This window comes from Pseudomonas sp. MWU12-2345 (genome assembly GCF_023242385.1).
Classification (GTDB): domain Bacteria; phylum Pseudomonadota; class Gammaproteobacteria; order Pseudomonadales; family Pseudomonadaceae; genus Aquipseudomonas; species Aquipseudomonas gingeri_D.
In genome coordinates this window covers 67,832-88,709 of sequence record NZ_JALLJA010000001.1, presented here as the reverse complement: position 1 = coordinate 88,709, position 20,878 = coordinate 67,832, and the positions used below count along the sequence as shown (strand labels likewise).

At 59.1% G+C, this 20,878-nt stretch carries 22 protein-coding genes; 11 read left to right on the top strand and 11 right to left on the bottom strand.

What is annotated here, in order from left to right; all coding sequences use genetic code 11:
* Position 1: 1 nt before the first annotated feature.
* Complete coding sequence (gene antC / locus M5C71_RS00390; RefSeq protein ID WP_248766986.1) at positions 2 to 1,033, top strand: anthranilate 1,2-dioxygenase electron transfer component AntC; 1,032 nt, start codon at positions 2 to 4, stop codon at positions 1,031 to 1,033.
* On the opposite strand, the gene M5C71_RS00385 is transcribed toward antC, so the two are convergent.
* Positions 997 to 2,538, bottom strand: a complete 1,542-nt coding sequence (locus M5C71_RS00385) for an FAD-dependent oxidoreductase (RefSeq protein ID WP_248766985.1) — start codon at positions 2,536 to 2,538, stop codon at positions 997 to 999. The genes antC and M5C71_RS00385 overlap by 37 nt on opposite strands.
* 139 nt (positions 2,539 to 2,677) lie before the next feature.
* Here M5C71_RS00385 and M5C71_RS00380 point away from each other — a divergent pair, with 139 nt between their 5' ends.
* A complete protein-coding gene (locus M5C71_RS00380) occupies positions 2,678 to 3,091 on the top strand; it encodes a MarR family winged helix-turn-helix transcriptional regulator (protein WP_248766984.1) in 414 nt (137 codons plus the stop codon).
* 49 nt (positions 3,092 to 3,140) lie between these two features.
* On the opposite strand, the gene M5C71_RS00375 is transcribed toward M5C71_RS00380, so the two are convergent.
* The 4 genes from M5C71_RS00375 to M5C71_RS00360 are packed head-to-tail and all read right to left on the bottom strand — an operon-like array spanning position 3,141 to position 6,723.
* Positions 3,141 to 4,001 (bottom strand): sugar phosphate isomerase/epimerase, encoded by an 861-nt coding sequence (locus M5C71_RS00375; RefSeq protein WP_248766983.1) that lies wholly within the window; start codon positions 3,999 to 4,001, stop codon positions 3,141 to 3,143.
* A 1-nt stretch (position 4,002) separates the two neighbouring features.
* Positions 4,003 to 5,244, bottom strand: coding sequence for an FAD-dependent oxidoreductase (locus M5C71_RS00370; protein ID WP_248766982.1), 1,242 nt, complete (start codon positions 5,242 to 5,244; stop codon positions 4,003 to 4,005).
* Between the two features lie 18 nt (positions 5,245 to 5,262).
* Positions 5,263 to 5,583 (bottom strand): MocE family 2Fe-2S type ferredoxin, encoded by a 321-nt coding sequence (locus tag M5C71_RS00365; protein ID WP_103494329.1) that lies wholly within the window; start codon positions 5,581 to 5,583, stop codon positions 5,263 to 5,265.
* Positions 5,584 to 5,625: 42 nt separating this feature from the next.
* Entirely contained in the window at positions 5,626 to 6,723 is a 1,098-nt protein-coding gene (locus M5C71_RS00360) for a fatty acid desaturase family protein (protein ID WP_248766981.1), read from the bottom strand.
* A gap of 183 nt (positions 6,724 to 6,906) precedes the next feature.
* Here M5C71_RS00360 and M5C71_RS00355 point away from each other — a divergent pair, with 183 nt between their 5' ends.
* Together M5C71_RS00355 and M5C71_RS00350 are read left to right on the top strand one after the other, a co-directional pair.
* Positions 6,907 to 7,956: a LacI family DNA-binding transcriptional regulator gene (locus M5C71_RS00355; protein WP_248766980.1), complete on the top strand. Its 1,050-nt coding sequence runs from the start codon at positions 6,907 to 6,909 to the stop codon at positions 7,954 to 7,956.
* A gap of 328 nt (positions 7,957 to 8,284) precedes the next feature.
* Entirely contained in the window at positions 8,285 to 9,157 is an 873-nt protein-coding gene (locus M5C71_RS00350; RefSeq protein ID WP_103494325.1) for a helix-turn-helix transcriptional regulator, read from the top strand.
* 11 nt (positions 9,158 to 9,168) lie between these two features.
* Here the strand turns inward: M5C71_RS00350 and M5C71_RS00345 are convergent, their stop codons facing one another.
* Complete coding sequence (locus tag M5C71_RS00345; protein WP_248766979.1) at positions 9,169 to 10,044, bottom strand: LysR family transcriptional regulator; 876 nt, start codon at positions 10,042 to 10,044, stop codon at positions 9,169 to 9,171.
* Positions 10,045 to 10,140: 96 nt separating this feature from the next.
* Between M5C71_RS00345 and M5C71_RS00340 the strand changes: the two genes are divergently transcribed.
* Positions 10,141 to 11,538 (top strand): MFS transporter, encoded by a 1,398-nt coding sequence (locus tag M5C71_RS00340; RefSeq protein ID WP_248766978.1) that lies wholly within the window; start codon positions 10,141 to 10,143, stop codon positions 11,536 to 11,538.
* A gap of 11 nt (positions 11,539 to 11,549) precedes the next feature.
* On the opposite strand, the gene M5C71_RS00335 is transcribed toward M5C71_RS00340, so the two are convergent.
* The gene (locus tag M5C71_RS00335; RefSeq protein ID WP_248766977.1) at positions 11,550 to 11,984 is read right to left on the bottom strand and encodes a nuclear transport factor 2 family protein; all 435 of its coding nucleotides are present in this window, start codon (positions 11,982 to 11,984) and stop codon (positions 11,550 to 11,552) included.
* A 149-nt stretch (positions 11,985 to 12,133) separates the two neighbouring features.
* Here M5C71_RS00335 and M5C71_RS00330 point away from each other — a divergent pair, with 149 nt between their 5' ends.
* From M5C71_RS00330 to M5C71_RS00320, 3 genes are all read left to right on the top strand, one after another.
* A complete protein-coding gene (locus M5C71_RS00330; RefSeq protein ID WP_349294007.1) occupies positions 12,134 to 13,258 on the top strand; it encodes a saccharopine dehydrogenase NADP-binding domain-containing protein in 1,125 nt (374 codons plus the stop codon).
* On the top strand, positions 13,255 to 13,728 hold the full coding sequence (locus tag M5C71_RS00325; protein ID WP_177099233.1) for a hypothetical protein: 474 nt from the start codon (positions 13,255 to 13,257) through the stop codon (positions 13,726 to 13,728). The genes M5C71_RS00330 and M5C71_RS00325 overlap by 4 nt, the downstream gene beginning before the upstream one ends.
* A gap of 136 nt (positions 13,729 to 13,864) precedes the next feature.
* Positions 13,865 to 14,560, top strand: a complete 696-nt coding sequence (locus tag M5C71_RS00320) for a tRNA (adenine(22)-N(1))-methyltransferase TrmK (RefSeq protein ID WP_283093887.1) — start codon at positions 13,865 to 13,867, stop codon at positions 14,558 to 14,560.
* 92 nt (positions 14,561 to 14,652) lie between these two features.
* Here the strand turns inward: M5C71_RS00320 and M5C71_RS00315 are convergent, their stop codons facing one another.
* The 4 genes from M5C71_RS00315 to M5C71_RS00300 are packed head-to-tail and all read right to left on the bottom strand — an operon-like array spanning position 14,653 to position 16,705.
* Complete coding sequence (locus tag M5C71_RS00315; protein WP_349294006.1) at positions 14,653 to 14,943, bottom strand: hypothetical protein; 291 nt, start codon at positions 14,941 to 14,943, stop codon at positions 14,653 to 14,655.
* On the bottom strand, positions 14,944 to 15,195 hold the full coding sequence (locus M5C71_RS00310; protein ID WP_248767470.1) for a pyocin S6 family toxin immunity protein: 252 nt from the start codon (positions 15,193 to 15,195) through the stop codon (positions 14,944 to 14,946). It lies immediately after the preceding gene.
* A gap of 52 nt (positions 15,196 to 15,247) precedes the next feature.
* Positions 15,248 to 15,490 (bottom strand): pyocin S6 family toxin immunity protein, encoded by a 243-nt coding sequence (locus M5C71_RS00305; RefSeq protein WP_103494318.1) that lies wholly within the window; start codon positions 15,488 to 15,490, stop codon positions 15,248 to 15,250.
* A 15-nt stretch (positions 15,491 to 15,505) separates the two neighbouring features.
* On the bottom strand, positions 15,506 to 16,705 hold the full coding sequence (locus M5C71_RS00300) for a colicin E3/pyocin S6 family cytotoxin (RefSeq protein ID WP_248766975.1): 1,200 nt from the start codon (positions 16,703 to 16,705) through the stop codon (positions 15,506 to 15,508).
* Between the two features lie 644 nt (positions 16,706 to 17,349).
* On the opposite strand from M5C71_RS00300, the gene M5C71_RS00295 reads away from it, so the two are divergent.
* From M5C71_RS00295 to M5C71_RS00285, 3 genes are all read left to right on the top strand, one after another.
* On the top strand, positions 17,350 to 17,697 hold the full coding sequence (locus M5C71_RS00295) for a hypothetical protein (RefSeq protein ID WP_248766974.1): 348 nt from the start codon (positions 17,350 to 17,352) through the stop codon (positions 17,695 to 17,697).
* 299 nt (positions 17,698 to 17,996) lie between these two features.
* Positions 17,997 to 19,655 carry an AAA family ATPase gene (locus M5C71_RS00290; RefSeq protein WP_248766973.1) on the top strand — a complete coding sequence of 553 codons (1,659 nt, stop codon included), beginning with the start codon at positions 17,997 to 17,999 and terminating at the stop codon, positions 19,653 to 19,655.
* Positions 19,648 to 20,826, top strand: coding sequence for a UvrD-helicase domain-containing protein (locus M5C71_RS00285; protein WP_248766972.1), 1,179 nt, complete (start codon positions 19,648 to 19,650; stop codon positions 20,824 to 20,826). The genes M5C71_RS00290 and M5C71_RS00285 overlap by 8 nt, the downstream gene beginning before the upstream one ends.
* The last annotated feature ends 52 nt before the right edge of the window (positions 20,827 to 20,878 follow it).

The following is a 20,878-nucleotide window of genomic DNA, read 5'->3' as shown; positions in this document are numbered from 1 at the left end:
CATGAACCACAAAGTGGCTTTCAATTTTGCCGATGGCAAGACCTCGTTTTTTGAGGTCAAGGCCAACGAATTGCTGCTCGATGCGGCCCTGCGCAACGGTGTGAACATTCCCCTGGATTGTCGCGAAGGTGTCTGTGGCACCTGCCAGGGGCGCTGCGAATCCGGCCAGTACACACAGGACTATGTCGACGACGAAGTGTTCAGCGAAACCGACCTGGCGCAAGGCAGGATGCTTTCGTGCCAGACCCGCGTGCAGTCCGCGGCATCCTTTTACTTCGACTTCGATTCAAGCCTGTGCAATGCCGGCGCCACCCAGCGCATACAGGCCGTTATCGCCAAGGTCGAGCAGGTTTCCGGCAGCACCGCAATCCTGCATGTCGACGCCAGTTCCAGCGAGCGCTTGCTGGACTTCCTGCCCGGCCAATACGCGCGCCTGAAGGTGCCCGGCACCGATGCCTGGCGCTCCTACTCCTTCGCCAACCGGCCCAACCCGGGCAATCAGCTGCAGTTCCTTATCCGGCTGCTACCGGATGGCGTGATGAGCAACTTTATCCGCGAACGTTGTGAACCTGGGCAAGCGCTGGAATTCGAGGCCCCGCTGGGCAGTTTCTATCTGCGCGAGGTCAACAAGCCGCTGGTGATGGTGGCGGGCGGCACGGGCCTTTCGGCGTTTCTCGGCATGCTCGACGAGATTGCCGACAGGGGCGGATGCCAACACCCCATCAAGCTGTTCTATGGCGTCAACCAGCACACTGATTTGTGCGAACTGAGTCGCCTGGCGGACTATCAAACCCGCATCGAAGGTTTCGAGTATCACCTGGTGGTCAGCCAGCCGGCGGCGGAATGGCCAGGCAAGACAGGGCGAATTCCCGAACACTTTGATCGCCAGGCCATGAACGCCAATCCATTCGACATTTACTTGTGTGGTCCGCCGCCGATGATAGAGGCGGTCAAAACGTGGTTGACCGAACAGGATGTCGACGGCTTTCATCTCTATTACGAGAAGTTTATCGACAGCAACTCGGGGACCTGACCAGCGACCGCGCTGCCGAGCCCGACCTGTTCAAGGTAGGCCTCCAGCATCGCCTCCTCCCCGGACGCGATAATCGCCCCAATGTAGCCATCCGGCCGCACCAGCAGCCAATCGCCGACCGCCGGATGATAGGCGTCGTGAAAGTGGCCTCCCGAGTCGAACACGTCACCGTGCGGACCGAAAACATGGATATGCAGGCCCGGGCGTGGTTGCACCGAACCACGCTCGACCTGATAGCCCAGCAGCGTCCAATGCCCGCCTCGGAACAGTTCGAACAGTCGGCTCGATTGACCGGCGGCCCCCCGGACCGGGGCATCCGGGGCACGGTCGCCGGCGACCACGCCGCTGGCAGATATGGCCTTTCCCAGCGCAAGCGAGGACTCGGGATAACCGATATCGAGCTGGTGCACTTCCCGGCCACGGCGCATCTGGCCTCGGGTCTGGGCATCGAGCAGCCTGGTTGCCAACCCGAGCATCGCGGCCGCCACAGGCCGACGTTCTTCCTCATAGGTATCGAGCAAGGTATCGGGCGCCCCCTGCGCCACCGCCGCCAGCTTCCAACCCAGATTGTAGGCATCCTGCACGCTGGTATTGAGGCCCTGGCCACCGGTCGGCGGATGGATATGCGCGGCATCCCCGACGAGGAACACCCGATCGACGCGGTAGTGATCGGCCAGCCGAGCGTTCATGTTGTACGCCGATGCCCAGGACACGGACTGGATCCGGATATCGTCGCGTCCTGTACGCTCCGCCACCATGGCTGCCAGCCCTTGCACGCCAAGGTCGACATCGACGTCGAGCGGAATTGGCCCCTGTATCTGGAACATTTCGGTCCCGGCGAGCGGGCAAAGAAAAAGCTGCCGCTGCATGTCGCCATCGTTGAAACAGTGCCAGACATCCCGCGCAAGCCCCGTCAGCAGCACATCGGCGACGATGGCGCGAACGCCCAGGGTCTTGCCCGGGAAGCCGATGCCAAGGGCATTGCGCACAAAACTGCGACCGCCATCGGCACCCACCAGCCAGCGCGCGCGCAGACTCTGTTCGCCCTTCGGGCCTGAAAGCTGCGCCGTAACGCCGTCCGCGTCCTGCTCGAAAGCGACCAGCTCACAACCGAATTCAGGCTGCCGCCCCAGCTCAAGCAGACGCTCGCGCATAACGCCCTCGGTGAGGAATTGCGGCACCATCAGCGGCAGTTGATAAGGCTCGCCCGGCGTAGTGTCATTAGGTTCCATAAGATCGGAATCGCTGTAACCGCCATCGTCGCGGTAATGCCGTTGAAGCGGGTACTCCCCACCCGCCGCGACGAGCCGATCCAGAATGCCAAGATCCTCGAACACTTCCTGGGTCCTGGGTTGAATGCCCTTGCCACGGGAACCGCCGAACGGGCCATCCATTTTCTCGATCAGGCGAAAGGAAATCCCCCTTCGCGCCAGGTCAATCGCCAACGTCAGACCCGCCGCCCCCGCACCACAGATCAGTACATCGACTTCACACTGCGCTTTCATCTCGACCTCAATATGTGTAATTTGCACATATCAGTGTTAGCCCGGAGGGAAAATAGTGTCAACAAAAAATGTGCAAAATACACATATCAATACTCGGATTCGTGAGCTTCATGGGGCATTGGTCGAGATTGTGGGCGTTATGAACCGCCCACAGCGTGACGAAGCGATGGTTCGAGAAGCCGGTATCTCCCTCGAAGGCGCACTGTTCCCGCTGCTGGTCCTGGTTGAACGGCTAGGCCCTATCGGCGTTGTCGAGTTGGCTGATCGCGTGGGACGCGACTACACCACGGTCAGCCGGCAGGTGGCGAAACTGGAAAGCCTCGCCCTGGTCGACCGCCAGGCGAACGCGAACGACCGCCGCGTCCGTGAAACGGTCATCACCGAGAAAGGCAAGGTGATGACCGATCGGATCGATGAAGCACGTGAAAGGCTTGGGCAGGCCATTTTCGCAACCTGGGACGACCAGGATGTGGCAGACCTGGTGCGCCTGATGCGCCGGTTTGCCGATGAGCTCAAGGGTGATGGTTCGGCTGACTCGGTGAGCGCCGACTGATCGAGTCAGCGCAAAACAATGACTGGCGGATTACCTGGCTGTCACCGGTTCACAGGTTGAGCCGACGGGCATTGTGCCGAGGCTGGAGGCTGTCATTCCACACCCGACGTATCTGCTCCTTGAGCATCAGCGCCTCGTCCCAACGGTTACTGATCTCCAGCCCATCGGCTCCGGTAATGGCGTACGGCGGTGGCCCCAGCTCACAAGTGAAGGACAGGCTGGCCGGGGTATTCGGACGGCTCAGCCAATCCTCGATCCCATAGCGCCACCAACCCAGGAAACGCTCCAGCCAAGGTTGATGCAGGGCAAAACCCAAGGGCACCTGGACCTGCTCGCAACTGGCCACGCGACCATGGAAGCCCCAACTGTGGTGCAGGATCGTCCGGATCTGCTGGTCGTCCTCGGCAGCGGCCGGCTCCGGCAGTTCGCGACCAACGACATAGTGGGACAGATCAGCCAGCAATTGGAGATCCGGCATCTCGGCGAGCAGGTCGAGGGTGAACAACAGGTCACTGGTCAGTCGGTAACGATGGGTTTCCAGGAGAATCGGAAAATCCACCTGCTCGGCCAACCGTTGCCAGCCCTCGATCAGGTGGACCGCCTGGGACAGGGTTCGCGGGCGCACGTCCGCCTGCAAGGTGAGGTGATGGCAGCCATGGCGGCTGGCAACCTCCAGCGCCGCCGCCAAGTCATCCACCGTGCGTGGAAAGGCCTGGCCTTCGATCTGCAAACCAAGCCCCCGGGCAGCGGCGCTCAGGCGAGTCGCGTGTTGCCCGATCCAGAAATGATCGGTGACGCCATCAAAGCCGGCAGCGGCAATTCGCTCCAGTTGCGCCTCCAGGGACAGGTCGCATTGGCCACGGTGATCGAGCATTGCCCACAGCGACTGAAACACCAGAAATTCACGCATATCAACTCCGCAGCAAGGGTTTGAGAGGCACGCCGGGATCGGCCAGAAGGTGCGCATCCAGGGGCGCTCGAGTGGCAATCAGGCGCTCGCACAACTTAATGTCCTTGGCGACGCTGTTGCCCGGCCCCCAGGCGCAGGCCCCTTGCAAACGCCGCTCTGCATCGAGGTAGAACAACAGGAAAGCGCCCCCTGGAAGCGTCCGGCTGACACTCGGTTCGCTACCGGTAATCACCCCGACGGTCTGCAGTCCCCAGTCGTACTGATCGGACCAGAAACCGGGAATCTTCTCGAAAGGCAACTCGGCGCCCAGCAGATTGAGCGCGGCATGACGGCCCTGGGCCTCGGCGTTACGCCAGGTTTCCTGGCGCTGAAAAGCCCCTTGCGGATGCAGGCGGAACTCGCAGACATCCCCGGCGGCGAAGACATCCGGCGCGCTGCTGCACAATTGCGCATCGACCCGAATCCCCTGCCCCACTTCAAGACCCGCAGCCCTGGCCAGTTCAATATTGGGTTGCATGCCGATGCCCACCAGCAGCAGATCACAAGGCAAGCGCCGGCCATCCACCAGACGCACCGCCTCGGCCTGCTCGCCGCCCTCCACCGCCTCGATCACCACCCCCAGACGAACCTCCACGCCCTGGCTTCGATGCAACGCCAGCAAAGCCTCGGACAAGCGCTGGGGAAGTACCCGCGCGGCCAGTCTCGGACCGGCTTCGAGCAGAGTCACGTGGCAGCCAAGGGCCCGGGCGCTGGCCGCGACTTCAAGCCCGATAAATCCACCGCCGACAATCACCAGCCGTGTCTCCGGACGTAAGCCCTCACGCAAGGCCATAGCCTCATCGTGGGTCCGCAGGTAAAGCACATTGCGCCAGTGTTCGGGAACATTGGGCAGCCGCCGCGCCCGACCGCCGGTGGTCAGCAGCAGACGGCCATAGGGCAGCCAGCCACCGTCGGCCAGTTGCAATCGATGCCCCTGGGTATCCAGGTGTTGCACGGTGGTGCCCGACAAGTGCTCGATCTCCAGCCCGGCCAATTGCGAACGGTCGCTCAAGCTGTAATCGCCCAGGGCCTGGGCTCCCAGCAGCAGGCCCTTGGACAGCGGCGGACGCTCGTAGGGCGGATGAGTTTCATCGCCGATCAGGATCAGGCGTCCGGAGTAACCTTCGTCGCGCAGGGTCAAGGCGGCCCGGCCGCCCGCATGTCCGGCGCCGACGATGACCAGTGGAGCGTTGCCAATATTCATGACAGAACCTCCGTCCGCTCAGTGGGCAATGGCCAACAACACCCGGCCCGCCTCGACCCGCACCGGGTAGGTCTTGAGGTTGACGCACACCGGCGCCCCCAAGGCCTTGCCGGAGCGGTAATCGAAGCGCCCATTGTGCTTGGGGCATTCGATGACATGCTCCATCACCAGGCCATCGGCCAGGTGAATGGACTCGTGGGTGCACAGGCCGTCGGTGGCGAAAAACTCGCTCTCGGCCGAACGGTAGACCGCATAGCTATGCTGGGCATGGTCGAAGCGGATGACATCTTCTTCATCGATATCGTCCACGGCGCATACGTCGATCCATTGATCTGTCATGACCATCTCTCTTGTTGTTCTGAATGAAGGAAGGGGCCGGCGTCAGCTGGTGGCCAAGGCCCGGGCTGGAGCCTGTGCAGGCTGCGGGACCGGCCGCTGAATGAAATAACCCGGGTCCTTGCGCTGGCGCCAGACTGTCGGGAGTACCTCCCTGAGCGCCGCGAACAGGCTGCTGTAAGGCGGCGGACAATCGTTGCGGATCGCCTCGTGCAACTGTGGCAAGGCGTGGTACGGCACCATCGGGTACATATGGTGCTCGAGGTGATAGTTCATGTTCAGGTAGATAAAACGCAGCAGCAGATTCATATGGATCGTGCGGCAATTGCTGCGGTGGTCCAGGGTGTCCTCGGCCAACCCCACGTGTTGCGAGAGGCCGAACAGGTAGGACAGCCAGCCGCCGTACAGGGTCGGCAAGCCGATGAACATCAGGGGCAACACACTCTGCAGGTACAACGCAGCCCCCACGGTCAGGCCGTAGATGACCAGCCAGATACGGGCACAGGCAATCACCTTGGGCCACTCGGATTCGGGAATGAAGGTCTTCTCCTGAGGGTCCATCCGTCCCAGGGCATGCCGCACCACCGAACACCACGTTTTGTAGGCATGAGGCAGGGCAAACAGGCTGAGGAACATCTTCGGCAGGCTGGGCGGCCGTGGCTCGACGATCTCCGGATCACGGCCGACGACGATGGTATCGGTGTGATGCCGGGCATGGCTCCAGCGCCAGACATGGGGCTCGAACATGATCATGAAACTCGCCAGTTGATAGACAGCATCGTTCATCCAACGGGTCTTGAAGGCGGTACCATGACCGGCTTCGTGCCAACGGGGATTGGCGGCCGTGCCGTAGAGCACGCCATAGGCGAAGAAGAACGGAATGCACAGGTAGGAACCCCAGAACCAGTAGCCGCCCCAGCCCGTCGCAACCAGTGCCAGCAGCCAGATCGCAGTGTCGCGCAAGGCCGGGCCGTCGCGACGTTGCATCAGTTCCTTGAGATGTTTACGCGGTATCGGCGATTGATACCATTGGCCCGAGGCCAGGCCCTTTTCCACCGCGCGGGCAGCTTCGGGGCCGGTCAGGCGATAGTCACGGGATGAAGCTCGGGGGGCATGGGTAAAGGTCGCGCTTGGTTCGGGCATCTTCTTATTCTCCGCAAGCTGGGTGATTTCAGGCGCTTGCCTGGATGTGGGATCACATCGCTGGAGGAAAATATAGGGAGCCGGGAAATGCTCCTCAATCCCTTGCACTCATTCCCTATCAAGCTATCATCCGGTCCCTGTAGCGCTTGATAGTTTTCTATCAAGGCACTCCTGAGGCCTGCCATGAACTCGCGTGTACGCCCCACCATCGCCACCGTCGCCGAACAGGCCGGCCTGAGTGTCGCGACCGTCGACCGAGTGCTCAATGCCCGCGCCCCGGTCAATCCGCAAACCGCCGAGCGAGTGTTCCAGGCGGCCGAAGCCGTCGGCTATTTCGCCGCCCGGCTGATCGGCCAACGCATCCGCGAACGACGTCCCAGCTACCGTTTCGGCATTCTCCTGCTCGGCACCGCCCAGGCCTTCTACGGCAACCTTGCAGCGGCGATCAACGCAGCGGCGCAACGCCAGCCCGACGCCAACCTGAGCTGCCAGTTCGACTACGTCTTCGATCGCAGCCCCAGTGCCATCGTGGCCCAGATCGAACAACTCGCGGTGCAATGCGACGGCCTGGCGGTGGTCAGCTTCGCCCACCCATTGATCAACGCCTGCATCGCCCAGATCCGTGCCGCCGGCGTACCCGTGGTCGCGCTGCTCTCGGATATCGACGAAGCCGCACAGGAGCCTTATGTCGGCCAGGACAATCACGAGGTGGGACGCACCATGGGCTGGCTGGTGGCGCACACCTGCGGCGCGCGCCGGGGAAGCGTCGCCGCGCTGCTGGGCGGGCACCGCTTTCTCGGGCACCAGGCCCGCATCGACGGGCTGCGCAACTATCTGGCACAGCACGCGCCGGGGCTGAAAATGCTCGAGGCAGTGATCAACCTGGACAATAACGATCTCACCGAGGAGGTCGCCCTGGACCTGCTGGCGCGCCATGACGATCTGCGCGGCCTGTGCGTGGTCGGCGGCGGTGGCGACGGGATCATCAGTGCCCTCGCGCAACAACCCCGGCCACCGACCTTGTGCAGCATCCTGCCGGAGTCCACCGAATGTTCGCGACAAGCACTGGAGCAAGGCCTGATCAGCCTGGTAATCGACTCACAGCCGCCGCTGTTGGCACAGGCCCTGATCGAACTGATGGTGGAGCTGCAAACCCGGCCGGACTTCGATCCGCTTCGCCAGCGCATCCATGTGCCCTTGCAGATCATGACCTCGGAGAATGCTCGAAGCTGATTGGAACAAGATCCTTCTTGCAGGCTGATGAACCGCCTATTAGACAGCAGCCTGCCGCCCCTGTCTGTCCCTTGAAACCCCGACAACGACTGAAAAGCCGCCCCGGACAACCCTTGCGCAGAAGGCTTCGACAGCCATAAAGGCCAATGGCCATAGGGGGGTTTGCCAGGGTTTCCCTCCACCTGAAAAGCCTACAGCTTGCGTCCCTATTTCCCAGTACAGACGTAGGATAAAACCTTGAGATTGAATGTCGGATATCATCGACTGATAACGGCGCCCCCAGCATGGAGCTACTTTTCGAACAATCACTATCAGGGAAGATAACAGCATGAAGCTGACGCACGACCTCACCCACGGCCACGATCCGTACCTTTACCTGCGCCTGGGCGAACTGGTTTCCAGCGCCGCCGAGGACGCCTTTGCCGAGCATATGCTGGCGTTCGTCAACAGCCTGGTGCCGATTCACGGACTGGACCTCAGCGAATGGACCCTGGATGCGGACCGGACCCGTATCGGCCCGAGCAAATGCCTCGGCAGCGCCGGCCAGCCCCACGACCTTTGCGCGCCGGACACGCTGCCCCATCCGCTGCTGCAAAGCGTCATGGAGATGGAGGCGCCATTGCTGATCCAGCTCAAGACACCGCCGAGCCCGCAACACCCACGGCGCAGCACTCACCAGTGCCATCTGGTGTCGGGCAGTGGCGATCTGCGCTGGGTCATCTGCGTCCATCGCCTGGCGAGTTTGCGGGCGTTCTCCGTGGCTGAGTTGACGCTGCTCAAGAGCCTGTCCGATACGTTGCTACCGCTGGTGGCGCACCGTGCACAGCTGCTTGCCCAACCCGGGACACGATGGACCGGCACCACGCAGGCCGACTCGGAGCTGGAGTCCCTGCATCAGGCCTTCAGCGGAAGGCTGGCGCAGGATGCGGTCAACCTTTCCGCGCGCGAGCAAGAGGTTTGCCTGGGCCTGCTGACCGGTATCACCGTATCGGAAATGGCCCAGCGCCTGAACGTCAAGAACAGCTCGGTGGAAACCTACCTCAAGCGCGCCACCACCAAGCTGGGGGTCAGTGGCCGGCATGGTTTGACGCGCTGGATGGCGTTTGTGCCCAGCCGGGCGAAGCATGTATCTGCGGTTGCAGAAGATATGCCTGCCGTACCGGAGGCCAAGGCCGGGACACGAAAGGATCACTATGGGTGAGCCCGGCATCCCTACTCATCGCTCACCTCAATCTCGAACATCTGCTTCATTGCGTCGACGATGAAGTCGATAACCGCTCGAATCATCGGCGAATTACGCAGATCGGCGTGCATGACCAGCCATATGTCGCGATGGAAAGCCTCACCCTCGAACGGCAATCGTTGCAGGCCAGGCTCCTCCTCGCCCATGAAGAGCGGCAGGCCAGCCACACCGATCCCCGTGAGCGCCGCCACTTTCTGCGTACTGAGGTCGCTGACTTCACAGACGATCGGTCGATGAGCAGCGACCGTCAGCATCCATTTCTGATGGGGCATATCCGCATACTGTGGGTCATAGATAATGAAACCCCAATCATCCGGTTGCTGTGCATGCGGGTAGTCACAGCTGGCGTACAGCCCGAAGGGCATCCGGCCCAATCTTCGCGTGACATTGCGCGGCTCGCTCGGGCGGAACAGCCGTACCGCAATGTCCGCCTCGCGCCGTCCCAGCGAGACGCTCTGTACCTGGCTGGCAATCGACAACTGGATGCCCGGGTACTGCTGACGAAATACCCCCAAGTGTCGGGCGAAGAAATTGCTGGCGAGCACAGGGGGAACACTCAGGGTCACCCTCCCCGTCATCGACGGCTGTTCGGCGCGCGTTACGCGCTCCACGGCGAAGGCACTCGCCTCCATCTGTGTGGCCAACTCGAACACCTGCCGGCCCAGGGCCGTGAGCCGGCAGGCGCGCGGCAAGCGGTCGACCAGACGCACTTGCAACTCGGTTTCCAACGCGCCCAGACGTCGACCAACCGTGGCGTGGTCGACTTTCAGTTGCCGTGCCGCTGCGGAAAGGCTCCCGGTCTGGGCCACGGCGATGAAATAACGCAGGTTTTCCCAGTCAAACATCGGTGCATTTTCTCCAGTTAACTGTGCAGGTTTATGGAGTATTCGAACAGAAGGACCGTCCTTACGCTAGAGGCTTTCCATGTGAAGGAACCTCCCATGTCCAGCCCGATCCGCTCGCACCCCGGTTTAACCCAGGTGACCACCTGTCTCGGATTTGTCGTCGTGCTGATCGATGTCAGCGTCGTCAATGTCGCGCTCGATGCGCTACGTCTGGCGTTCGGCGCGAACGTCCTGGACCTGCAATGGGTGGTCAACGCCTACGGCTTGGTATTCGCCTCTTCACTGCTGCTGGCCGGGGCGCTGGGGGATCGCTTTGGCGCCAAGCGGGTGTTTATGGCGGGATTCGCCTTGTTCAGCCTTGCCTCTGTCGGTTGCGGCCTGGCGACTTCCCTGGCCGCCCTGATCGGTTGGCGAGTGGTGCAGGGATTGGGTGCCGCGCTGCTGGTGCCCACTTCGCTGTCATTGCTGCGCCAGGTTTTCGAGGACCCGGTTGCCCGCAGCCGGGCCATCGGCTGGTGGGGCGCGGGTGGTGGTATCGCCTTGGCCGCGGGTCCGGTACTCGGCGGCGTGCTGATAGAAAGCTTGGGATGGCGCAGTATTTTCCTGATCAACCTGCCCATCGGTCTGATCGGTCTCTGGCTGACCGCGCGTCATGCTCCCGCCTCTGTAGCACAGCACGAACGCAGCCTTGATCTACCCGGACAAGTGACCGGTGTACTTGCGCTGGGAACGCTGACCCTGGCCCTGACCGAAGCCACCGAACTGGGTTGGTCCAGTCCGACTGTCCTGGGCGTGATGGGGTTGTGCATCGCCTTCAGCGGCGCCTTTCTCTGGCTGGAGGCGCGCAACCCCGATGCGATGCTGCCGCTGGAGTTGTTCCGGGATCGGACAGTCAGTAGCACGACCGCCATCGGCTTGATCATCAACCTGGTGTTCTACGGAATGGTCTTTACCTTCAGCCTGCTCTTCCAGTCGATCTGGCAATTGACTCCGCAACGCACCGGCCTGGCCTTTCTGCCAATGATGGCGGTGCTGATGCTGATGAATATCCTCGCAGGGCGACTCGCCGAGCGCCTGAGCGAGCGGGTCCTGGTGATGGCGGGACTGACGGTTTCTGCCTGCGGTTACGCCCTGATGCTGCCCGCACTGGCGGCGCAGTCCTACACGCTTCTGGTCGTGCCGATGCTCCTTGCCGGCAGTGGAATCGCCCTGGTGATTCCAACAATCACCCAGGCGGTACTGACAGCAGTTCCTGCAAACCGTGCGGGCGTCGCCTCCGGCCTGCTGAATGCGGCGCGACAAGTCGGCGGAGTGATGGGGGTGGCGCTCTTTGGCGGCTTGGTCCGGCACTCGCAGCCGGCGCTGTTTATGCTCGGTATGGAGCAGGCACTGATTGCCTGCGTGGTACTGCTGGCGGTGAGCATTGTTACGGGGTTCCTTGGCTTGAAAAAGAACCCCGCTCAACGCCTTGCCGGTAGTCGTGCCGGCGCCTGAAGACGTGAACTTCAGCCCTGGGCCTTCGCGGCCGCCAGGTAGGGTGCCAAACGCCGCCCCATTTCCTCACCGAGTGCCTGCAGCGCGCTCATGGGGCGGACCATGACTTCGAACTCGACGATCTTGCCGGTTTCGTCGAAACGAATCATGTCGATGCCCTTGAGCTGTCGCCCCGCCACCTCGGCACTGAATTCCAACACCACGCTGAGGCCGTCAGCCGTAGCCAGCTCACGATGATAGGTGAAGTTTTCAAAGACCTTGATGACCGTGCCGAGGATAGTCGAGACCACCAGTACTCCAGGGTATGGGGTATGCGCCATAGGAGAACGGAACACCACGTCCGCCGCCAACAGTTCGGGCAAGGCGGCCAGGTCGCCGTGGGCGACCATGTCATGCCAGTGTTGCAGCGACGCGGCGGCTTGCGGGTGAAGCTTGAGTTCGGACATCTTGCGTTCCTCGGTATCGTTATTGTTCTGGAGTGCATTCAACGTTCAGCGGACCACCGCGAGCCCTGAAGGTATCGAGGATTTGCGGAGGGACTTCGACCTTCATTGAACTGTGCGGTGCAGCCTTATACCCTAGCCGATTAGAGCTTATGTCAAGGATAGTCATGCGCGTTATTGTAATCGGCGGTTTGGGCAACTTCGGAGCGCGTATCTGCCAACGCCTCGCACAGGAGCCCGGTTTGACCGTGATCGCGGCCAGTCGCAGCACTGGCGGGAGCGTCCATGGATTCAGCTCCGGACAGACCGTAACCACCCTCCCCCTTGATATCCATTCCATCGATTTTGAAGCCCGTCTCGCCGAAGCTTCGCCGGGTTTGGTCATCCACTGTGCCGGCCCCTTTCAGGGCCAGGACTATCGCGTCGCAAAGGCGGCGTGTGCTGCCGGCGCACATTACCTGGACCTCGCGGACGGTCGGGACTTTGTCGAGCACTTCTCAGCCAATGTAGACGCGCAGGCAAAAGCCGCGGGGGTGCTTGCCATTTCGGGAGCCAGCAGCGTGCCCGGGTTGTCGTCCGCAGTGGTCGATCACCTGGCCAAGTCCTTTACCCGCGTGGATAGCATCAGGACCGTTATCGCCCCCGGCCAGCAGGCCGCACGTGGCATCGCCACCATCAAGGCGGTGTTTGGTTATGCCGGGTTGGCCTTTGCGCGTTGGAATGGCGGCGCATGGCGCAAGCAATACGGTTGGCAGGACATCCGGCGCTTCAGCTTCGTCGGCCTGGGCCCACGCCTGGGAGCGGCGTGCGATGTGCCGGACCTGGCCCTGTTTCCTGCCCGATACCCGGGCGTGCGCGATGTCGAGTTCCATGCGGCGCTGGAACTGGGGATTCAGCATATCTGCCTCTGGTCGGCAGCCGCCTTGCGCCGACTTGGCGTGCCATTGCCGATCGATCGATGGGCGGCTCGGCTGGACGCACTGTCCGCGCGGGTGCTTGATCCGCTGGGCAGCGATAAGGGGGCCATGAAGGTTCAAGTACATGGGGTGCTTGAGGGTGGCAAACAAGGTTGTTTGACTTGGCAGTTAACCGCACCGGGCGGGAACGGGCCGGAGATTCCCTGCATGGCGGCGGTGCTGCTCGCCTGCAAGTTGGCGAAGAACGAACTTCGCCTGACGGGAGCGTTCCCGTGCATGGGGTTACTGGAGTTGGAGGAGTTCGAGGTTGAATTCCAACGCTGGAAATTCACGTCTGCCGTTGTCGAGGAAGCGCAATGAAGCAACGTCGAATCAGCCTGATCATGCCCTCCTCGGCCGCCGAGGCGTTTGAGGCCTTTCACAACCATAGTGTGCGTCGGCAGTGGGATACGTTGCTGTCCCATGCGGCGGTCGAGGGTGGGGGCAACCACCCTTACATCGGTGCGATCACGATCAACCAAGGGCGTGGTTGGAAACGTCTGTTTGCGTTGCGTACGCGGTTCGTTAACTACCTGCCTGCTCAAGTGGCGGCAGCGGTAATTGTGGAACCGGCGGGATGCTTTGAGTGGTGGGCCGCCTCAATGCGCCATCGTGATATTGACGATGCAACCTCGGAGCTGATTTATACGTTTAGCGTCCGGCTGCGACCACGGTGGTTGGGGTGGGTGCTGGATCCGCTGGTCAACCGGGTGTTCGAATGGGAAACCCGGCAGCGGTTTGCGGCGATGGCGGCGTACCTGCGGGGTGTTACCAAGGAGCGTGGGGTGTGAGGGTCGGCTTTCGAGCCGAAGCGAGCGGAAACCATGGCCCCGGTCGCCGGCATTTGAAATGCACGGCATTGCTCGATAGAGTCGCGCCCCGATCCGGCCAAAGGTGCCGGATGCTCGTGGTGAAAAGGGGTTGCCGTTGAACGAACAGACATTGTCCATGCGCCTGGAGCGCGTGGCGGCGCATGTGCCCGCAGGTGCGCGCCTGGCCGATATCGGCTCGGATCACGGCTACCTGCCGGTGGCGTTGATGCGCCGTGGCGTTATCGCGGCGGCGGTGGCCGGCGAAGTGGCATTGACGCCGTTCCACGCGGCCGAACGCACCGTGCGCGAGAACGACCTGGAGCAGCGGATCAGCGTGCGCCTGGCCAATGGCCTGGCGGCAATCGAGCCGGGAGACGGGATCACGGCGATCAGCATCTGCGGCATGGGCGGCGAAACCATCCGCGACATCCTCGACAGCGGCAAGGCACACCTGAGCGGCCAGGAACGCCTGATCCTGCAGCCCAACGGCGGCGAGCAGCCACTGCGCCAATGGCTGATGGAGAATGACTACGGCATCCTCTGCGAGGAACTGCTGCGGGAAAACCGCTTCGACTACGAAATCATCGTCGCCGAGCGCGCCGGACCGGTGATGTACAGCGCCGAGGAGCTGTACTTCGGCCCGTTGCAGATGCAGGCACGCAGCCCGGTGTTCCTGGCCAAGTGGCAGCGCGTGTTGCGCGAGAAGCAGAAGACCCTGACTAACTTCGCCCGGGCACGGCAGGCAGTGCCTGAGGAGAAGGTGCGGGATGTTGCCCAGCAGGCTCGGTGGATTACAGAGTTGCTGGCTTGAGTCTGTTCTCTCACAAAAGCCAGGCATTTCATCGAGTCGTCCTTATATCACCGGTCAAAAAACCGCTAATCCACAAATGCATCACCGACGACTCAAAAGGCATTACAGGTCAGCTGAAAAATATAGCGTTGGTCGTAAAATTTTCTACCCGCCAATGCTTCAATGGCATCCAACTGTGAGGGACTAAGATCGTAGCCTTCATCTCCACGCTGAGGAGCGGACCACGCCATAACTGCTGATAATTGCTCCTCGCAGTCGTCAGGAAGCTCAATCTCAAAGGCCATCAACTCGGTTTCTTTATCGAATGCTTCGATTACGTATCTCAGGTTGTCAACCAGCCTGTCACTGCCTATCCCTGCTTCGGTGTGGGTTGTGCGTAGCACTTAATCTATCTCTCCAGCTACTACGCCGATGAACAGATCCAGATCGTTGGGTAACGGTTCCTTGACAACAGAAGCAATCTGCTGGACCACGTCGCTGGTTAGCAGCAACTCCCCATCACTTTCCTCCGCTAAGCTTTTCCAGCCCAACACATCCATGACGACCTGTTCAAACTCAGGAGCGACATCAAGATCATATTTCAAAGAGTCATCATCATGATCTCCCGATAAGAAACCAGTTATATACAGATGCATTCCCGCCTCTCTTGTTTCAACACAAATCGCATGTAACACCTGACGAATACGGTCAGGCACGACGTACGCCGATGAACAAATCCAATTCCGTAGGTAGTACTTCATTAACGACCGCAGCAATTTCTCTCACCTGCTCGGATGTCAGTAACCATTCACCGTCAGGACTTTTATCAAATCCATCCCAGCCAAGAACGCCCATTATTGTCTGCTCAAAATCAGGCTGAACCGTCAGGGAGTACTTCAACGAGTCATCCTCGTTATCGCCTGCCAAAAAACCGCTAATCCATAAATACATTATTAACCTCGCAATTTACTTAGGCGTGACTCTTCCTGGCTTTGCAGGGTCTATCTGCTCGCCCGTTTCGTGGTTGAACTCACCGAGATGTTTACCTTGTTTGTTATACATCTCGATAGCCCCCGTTTTGCTATCCCACTCATAGATTCTTCCTTTGCGGTCTTTCCATCGTGCACGTTTCCCTCCTCCGCCCTGAACACTGCTTTTGGCTTTCACAGAAACGGCATCTGGAAATGCAGGCAACTCTAACGGCGGCATGTGGTACTTCGCCCCTGTGCCACCAAACGGCTTCGAAAATACTACATAAATCGACTTCAACCCGGAATCGAGCGGGAACGTAATGATCCGGTCGCCAAGGGTAACGTCGTCAGCGACGGGATAACCGTCGATCTGCGAATCCACCCCTTCCTCAATGGGATGCACGAGGATGCTGCCCATCGGCGCATCCGTATGTTCCGGGAACTTCAGCTCGGGGGTGAGCAGCGGGCCACCGTTGGGTGTCCAGAGCAAGGTGATGCCATCGCCCAGATGGGCTTCCAGCGTACGGCCGTCGGCCCGCCATTGGGCTTTGACAATACGGACGCTATCGTCCCCGGAAGCCCCGGTGTGAATACCGTAAAGCTGCAACGCCCCCTCGGCGTCGTGACGAAACTGGAAACGCACACGGGAAGCCGCAGCCGCCATCTGCCGCAGTTCGTCGTCGCTGTACAGGGTGCCGTCCCCCATGCGGGCGGGGAGCATCCCGGCGATAAAGACCGTGGCACCACCACCGGCCACCATGGCGCTACGCAACATCCACCGGAAGCCCTGCTGGACGATGCCGCCTCCGGCGATTCGACCTAGGGCCGCATCGGCTCCCAACGTGGCACCAAGCACGGCGGCCCCCGCCGGAATCGCCTTGGTTTTCGACACCATGACCTTGCCGAAATGGGAGGCCGGTTCCGTAACCGTGCCCGCCTCCGTACAGCACCAGTTTGCGGGGTCACAGGACTTGGCAAAGATCGCGCCTTGTGACGGTTTCGGCTGCGGCCATGGATCCTTCTTGAGGGGGATCTCCGGAGGCGCCGGGGCGGGGTCTTTCTGTTCGACACCACCGAAGCAGCCCCAGCTTTCGGTCCGCCAGTCAGGCTCCTTGCACCAGGAGCATGGCTGGCCGGGCCGACAGAAGAGACAATCTTTTTTGTCGCGTCCGAAAAAATCGTTGCTCCATTTCAAACCCATGTTCCTTCGTACTGGTTCGGAGTACGAAGGAACATGGAGGAAGTTTTTACGGCGATAAAGCCCCTGAAGAGCATTTACAAAATGCCCTTCAGCACTTACAGATTGGTCCTACTTCAGACCTCCGGTTGACGCTCGCTTACCCGCGAAGCTTTTAGCGTCCTCACCCAGCAGACCCTGTGGATCACCGCGCCTGGCTAAGCACGGTCCAGGTTTCGTACGAACAGGATTACTATGAATGAGCGGAGCACATCTATCTGGCAGGACGGTCAGAGGGTGCTCGTGACCTCTCACGGCGGTCAGTTATTTCAGCCTCTTGCAAGAGAACTCTCTTTCCATTGAGTGAAGTTTCCTAGAAAATCCTGACCGCTTGTTTGCGCCTGCTCTCGCGGCTAGGCTTCAACTCGTCACTGCTCATCAGTGATCGGGTTTAGTAGCCCGCCGTTTGACTAGGCGCAATGCGTCCCCTTCTGCAAGGCACGTCTCTTCGGCCTTCGCTTTATGGTGGCCGTGCGCAGGGCGCCTTCGTGCGCGCCGGGCCTAGTCACCGGTCTACTAACCTGCGTTCGGCCGCCACCCATTCAATCGTTTAGTAGCGATGGTTGCGGCTCTCTTTGTTGACTGACTTGGAGTCACGCCACATGTTCAAACCTACCCCCAATCCGCCTGTAACACCCAGCGTTGAAATCATCGACCCTCGTATCGCCGACCGGGCTTTGTCTCACTACAACCTCGGTCCGGATGCAGGCTCGAAAGCCGCCCCAAAAACTGTGTTGCATGGTCATCTGCCTGACCCCAGGAATCAGGAAGACGCTCTGGTCAACGTCTACTCGATTCTGCAATCCGCTGCGGCCACGGCCTATGAACACGCCGATAACCAAACCGGTTCAAACCGAAAGGTGGCGATGGGTGTGGTGCATCTGATTGAGCTGGCACAACTGAGGATGGACTCGGTGCTCGATGGGCAGGCAGCCGGCGCCAGCGGCTGACATCGTTCTGCGGACAAACGGGAAGCCAGGCTTCCCGTTTTGTTCTCACGATTCAGATCTTCGGTTGCTCGCTAGGTTCTCAGTTGCCAGCCGTAGACCATTGAACCACTGATTTCATCCCAATGACTGCAATCGGCCAGAAGCGGTCATTTGATGTGACTACTGAGCTCAAGGTGATTAAAACTCCTCCAAGCGTTTGTCTTCCGCTGATCGCCATATGGACATCAGGCACTGTCCGAGGTACGGTTCAATTGCTATGGCAATCCGCCATCGTTAAGTGATGCCTAGAGGGATTTAGAGTGCACGTTAAATCGATCAAGCTGATCAACTTCAAAAAATTTCGCAACGATCTCCTAGAATTCAACGATGACGTCAACATTTTTGTCGGCGACAACAATGCTGGTAAAAGCACAATCCTAGAAGCGTTAGAAATTGTGCTCAACTTCAGCCATCGTGGACGGCCCTTCAACGGCGAGTTCTCCCCTGATCTTTTCAATCAAGATGCCGTCACTCGCTTTCTCGCTTCAGACTTGAGCATTGAGCACCTGCCTAGCCTGATCATCGAAGCCTACATTGACGGTGTGCCTGAATATCGAGGCTCGAACAACAGCCTCAAGGCTGACGCCCAGGGCGTAGTCGTACAAGCCTGTTTCGACCCGTCGCTGGAGGCCGTTTACAACAGCCATCTACTGACCAAACCGAACTTCACCAGCATTCCGATTGAGTTCTATAAGGTGGAATGGCTTGATTTCGGCTGGAACCCGATAAAGCCGATCGCCAAGAAGTTCAAGGCACTTTACATCGATCCCACACGCATTCACCCCACCATGGGGAAGAACCAGTACATTTCGAGCATCCTCAACACCGCGTTGGTCAAGGAAGAACTCGTCAAGCTAACCCTCAATTATCGTGAAAACCTGCAGGTGTTTAACAACTCCGGGGAGGTCAAGACAATCAATGCTAGCCTTGATGCGGGTCACCTTATCACCGATAGCAAGCTCACAATTGCAGCAAGTACATTACCAGCGGGCTCCATCCAGACCGGCCTGCAGCTTGAGGTAGATAATGTGCCGTTTCATTTTATCGGCAAGGGCGAACAGAGTAATGTGCAGATCAAACTTGCCATTCAGAATAAATCCCATGACATCGATCTAGTGATGATGGAAGAGCCCGAAAACCATCTGTCTCATACCAATCTGAACAAGCTGGTGCACTACATCGAAAACCAGCGAGGAGACAAGCAACTGTTCTTGACCACCCACAGCTCGTATGTGTTGAACAAGCTGAGCATCGACAAGATTTGCCTTGTGCAGTCAGGATATAAACGGCTGCATATGCTAGACGCGAAAGTAGTAAAAACTCTCAAACGTCTTCCTGGTTACGATACTTTACGGGTGGCACTGTCGGGCAAGGTAGTCCTAGTTGAGGGGCCGTCGGACGAACTGGTTCTCAAGAAAATCTACCAACGAAAACACGACCGGCTGCCTGAACAGGATGGTATAGATATTATCGTGGTACGCGGTGTGGGGTTTAAGACGTTCATTGAAGTGGGCAAAGAGATCGGCACCAAGATCCATGTGCTCAGGGATAATGACGGCGACTATAACGGTAACGTTGTACAAGGACGCTTGAAATATGCTGCGTTTCCTAATATCCAGTTGTACTCGTCGAAGAACGACGCCGAATTTTCACTTGAGCCAGCCATGATTTATGCCAACGCAACTGACATCAAAACTCTTGACGCCTTCGCGAAGGAAGTCTTGTCGACGGAAACCTTCAATATCTACAACAAAGAGGTCACACTGGAGGATCGAAGAGAGAATCTGATCGATTGGTTCAAAAGCGTAAAGGGCAACGGGAAAGGCGCTCGAAAGGTCGATTCAGCAATAAAACTGTTCGATGGCACACTGGACTTCAAGTACCCGGTATTCCTGGACGAGGTGCTTGATTTTGCCTAACGAACTTTGGATCGCGGGCGCCGGGTCAGGTAAAACGCACAAGATCATCACTGAAGCCATTGAGGTTATTGAGGCTGGTGGGCGGGTGCTTGTAGTCACCTACACGACCAACAATCAGGCAGAGCTACGCGCTCGCTTTGTTGAGCTATACGGTGCTAGCAGTGAGCGCTTCGTCGTAAAGGGGCTATTCTCTTTTTACCTGGAAGATATGGTACGTCCCTATCAGAGTGAGGTGTTTCCAGATCGGATCGCGACTATCTCGTTCACTGAGAACAACCCTCACTTGATAGCAGGCACGACCTACTACATTGATGGCAGAGCTGAAAAATTAGAAGACGGCACGATCAACCCGCTGCATTACCTGACATCCTGTAAAACTCAGGCGTACTCCGGATTGTTGGCAAAGCTTGCGACGCTCATTGCGAAGCTATCCAAAGATGCATCTGCCAAGCGGCTGAAAGAGATTTATCAAAGGGTCTTTTTTGATGAAGTGCAGGATTTAGTCGGTTGGGACTACGACGTGATCAAATCACTCAACAAGGTCATGGTGGACTCGATCTGCTGTGTGGGCGACTTCCGGCAGACAATATACACCACGACGTTCGGCCATAAGGCTCCGCAGACGCCTCAACAGAAGATCGATTATTTCGTTGGAAAAATGAGGTTCGTAAAGCATTCGATGCCGAAGAATCGCAGGTGCATCCAAGAAATCTGCGATCTCTCCGACACGATCCACCCGGGGCTTTATGACAAGACAATATCGGGTGTCGAGCAAGTGCCTGACGAAATATCGCATCACCATGGCACCTTCATAGTGAAGCAATCTCAGGTTAGCGATTACCTCTCAGCGTTTCAGCCCCAAGTACTGCGCTGGTCGTCAACCACCGGCACTGGATATCTACCGAGGAACCTTCGCTGTTACACGTTCGGTTCCTGCAAAGGCTTAGGCTTTGACCGGGTACTTGTGATACTGCCAGATAAACATCTGAAGTTTGTTGGCGGGGATGTCAAGGTATTCGACAAGGATAAAACGGATGAATCGCGGAACAAGCTATACGTCGCGATCACTCGTGCGCGCTATAGTCTGGCCATTCTCGTCGAGGACAAGAAGGTGAAAGGGCTCCCTTACCCTGTTTGGGATGGCGCGCGCGCAGCAGCGTTTGAGACGTAATTCGCAAAGCTGACTACTTATAGATGTTAGCGCACACACGTTGACCAAAGTG

What these genes read in the sequence shown, in the direction of transcription:
- antC (WP_248766986.1), top strand. Translation starts at nt 2, where the DNA reads ATGAACCACAAAGTGGCTTTCAATTTTGCCGATGGCAAGACCTCGTTT.
- M5C71_RS00385 (WP_248766985.1), bottom strand. Translation starts at nt 2,538, where the DNA reads ATGAAAGCGCAGTGTGAAGTCGATGTACTGATCTGTGGTGCGGGGGCG.
- M5C71_RS00380 (WP_248766984.1), top strand. Translation starts at nt 2,678, where the DNA reads ATGAACCGCCCACAGCGTGACGAAGCGATGGTTCGAGAAGCCGGTATC.
- M5C71_RS00375 (WP_248766983.1), bottom strand. Translation starts at nt 4,001, where the DNA reads ATGCGTGAATTTCTGGTGTTTCAGTCGCTGTGGGCAATGCTCGATCAC.
- M5C71_RS00370 (WP_248766982.1), bottom strand. Translation starts at nt 5,244, where the DNA reads ATGAATATTGGCAACGCTCCACTGGTCATCGTCGGCGCCGGACATGCG.
- M5C71_RS00365 (WP_103494329.1), bottom strand. Translation starts at nt 5,583, where the DNA reads ATGACAGATCAATGGATCGACGTATGCGCCGTGGACGATATCGATGAA.
- M5C71_RS00360 (WP_248766981.1), bottom strand. Translation starts at nt 6,723, where the DNA reads ATGCCCGAACCAAGCGCGACCTTTACCCATGCCCCCCGAGCTTCATCC.
- M5C71_RS00355 (WP_248766980.1), top strand. Translation starts at nt 6,907, where the DNA reads ATGAACTCGCGTGTACGCCCCACCATCGCCACCGTCGCCGAACAGGCC.
- M5C71_RS00350 (WP_103494325.1), top strand. Translation starts at nt 8,285, where the DNA reads ATGAAGCTGACGCACGACCTCACCCACGGCCACGATCCGTACCTTTAC.
- M5C71_RS00345 (WP_248766979.1), bottom strand. Translation starts at nt 10,044, where the DNA reads ATGTTTGACTGGGAAAACCTGCGTTATTTCATCGCCGTGGCCCAGACC.
- M5C71_RS00340 (WP_248766978.1), top strand. Translation starts at nt 10,141, where the DNA reads ATGTCCAGCCCGATCCGCTCGCACCCCGGTTTAACCCAGGTGACCACC.
- M5C71_RS00335 (WP_248766977.1), bottom strand. Translation starts at nt 11,984, where the DNA reads ATGTCCGAACTCAAGCTTCACCCGCAAGCCGCCGCGTCGCTGCAACAC.
- M5C71_RS00330 (WP_349294007.1), top strand. Translation starts at nt 12,134, where the DNA reads ATGTCAAGGATAGTCATGCGCGTTATTGTAATCGGCGGTTTGGGCAAC.
- M5C71_RS00325 (WP_177099233.1), top strand. Translation starts at nt 13,255, where the DNA reads ATGAAGCAACGTCGAATCAGCCTGATCATGCCCTCCTCGGCCGCCGAG.
- M5C71_RS00310 (WP_248767470.1), bottom strand. Translation starts at nt 15,195, where the DNA reads ATGCATCTGTATATAACTGGTTTCTTATCGGGAGATCATGATGATGAC.
- M5C71_RS00305 (WP_103494318.1), bottom strand. Translation starts at nt 15,490, where the DNA reads ATGTATTTATGGATTAGCGGTTTTTTGGCAGGCGATAACGAGGATGAC.
- M5C71_RS00295 (WP_248766974.1), top strand. Translation starts at nt 17,350, where the DNA reads ATGTTCAAACCTACCCCCAATCCGCCTGTAACACCCAGCGTTGAAATC.